This is a genomic window from Bacillus sp. 05T31 (assembly GCF_056396725.1).
Genome location: NZ_JBFTMA010000985.1, coordinates 1 through 1,564, shown reverse-complemented (window position 1 = coordinate 1,564; position 1,564 = coordinate 1). Strand labels below are relative to the sequence as shown.

The window sequence follows — 1,564 nt, the reverse complement described above, 5'->3', positions numbered from 1 at the left end:
CTCTCGGAAGGCCTCGTCAAAATAAAAATACAAAGTCTACAAAAGAAATCATTTTAGAAGTTGCAACTAGGTTATTTCTCACTCAAAATTATCAAGTTGTTTCAATGGATGAGGTCGCGAAAGAATGTGGAGTTACAAAAGCAACTGTCTACTATTACTATTCAACAAAAGCTGATCTATTTACCGCTACTATGATTCAAATGATGGTGCGCATAAGAGAAAATATGGATCAAATACTCTCTACGAATAAAACTTTGGAAGAAAGATTATTGAACTTTGCTACAGTATACTTACACGCAACGATGGATATTGATATGAATAATTTTATGAAAGATGCAAAACTTTCTTTATCTGAAGAGCAATTAAAGGAATTAAAAAATGCCGGGATTAAGTCATCAAAATTAAATTGATTATATTTAATAAAGAGCACATTTGAAATTCCTTCAAACATGCTCTTTATTAATTTAAGGGTTTTATTTATATACTAGCAATTAAATTATACTTTAGCACTGATTAACAAAAAATTCTTATCTATAGCTCTTGAATTTGTGCATTTATATTCCCCTTACTTAATCCACCATGGTAACAAACTACAGAATCAATTTCTAGATTTAAATACTTCTTCAAAGAATTTTGCGCTTCTTTTATATCCAAAGTAGTTGGGGCATGAATTCCCCCTAAAATTCCGTTTACACTATACATTGAATCCCCAGCGATAAGAGTTTTACTTTGTCTCAAATATAAACTAATATGACCAGGAGTGTGCCCTGGGGTATGAATAATAAGAATACCACCGCAATATGGAAGTTCTTGGCCKTCAACCAAAGTATCATCCACTTTTCCTTTTGGTGGATTCTGTACTTGTGCATCCTTCAACAAAGGTAACTCCCCCTCGATATATGGCTTATCTAGATCGTGAGCATAGACTTTTATATTACTTCCACAGTTTTGTAATAGTTCAGGAAGACTACCTATATGATCTATATCTTGATGCGTCAAAATCACGGCTTTTAGTTTATCAAACGATACTCCAACCTTACCCATTTCTATTCGTATATCTTCAATTTGTCCAGGAAATCCAGTATCTATTAAAACTGCCATTTCATCATCCCATAAAAGAATTGGGTGAATAATATACTCTTGAAATTCAAGATGTAACATCTCTACCCCTTTAGCAATCTCCATAACATTATTCTCCTTTATAATGAAATTTTTGAAATCTAAAAATTGGCCTGATAAACAAGTAATTCTAAATTACAAAGCCTCGCTATCGTTTAATATGTTTCGTCATACCAATCGAAAATTCCTCAAATCCAATTGATTCATAGTAATATTTTAAATCTTCAACACACATAAGTTGTGGAATAACTCGTTTTTTTGCACAGTGCCGGATTAATCGTTCCACTATTTCCTTTCCAATGCCTTTGGACTGATATTCCGGTAATACACACACTCCGCAAATAATGCCAGTAATTACACCATCTGATATAACACGTCCCATCCCTACTAACTTTTGGTCATCAAAAACATATATTGCATACCAACTTTGTTTACACATTTGCTC

General features: G+C 32.8%; 2 protein-coding genes and 1 pseudogene. 1 reads left to right on the top strand and 2 read right to left on the bottom strand.

All coding sequences use genetic code 11. The features are described 5' to 3' along the window. Positions 1-383, top strand: a pseudogene (locus AC1DJR_RS30545) (TetR/AcrR family transcriptional regulator); the annotation flags it as partial. Between the two features lie 148 nt (positions 384-531). Here AC1DJR_RS30545 and AC1DJR_RS30540 read toward each other — a convergent pair. Continuing rightward, entirely contained in the window at positions 532-1,185 is a 654-nt protein-coding gene (locus tag AC1DJR_RS30540) for an MBL fold metallo-hydrolase (protein ID WP_477004317.1), read from the bottom strand. Between the two features lie 82 nt (positions 1,186-1,267). Further along, positions 1,268-1,564 (bottom strand): GNAT family N-acetyltransferase (locus tag AC1DJR_RS30535; RefSeq protein WP_477004316.1); only part of this gene is annotated, 297 nt, incomplete at its 5' end.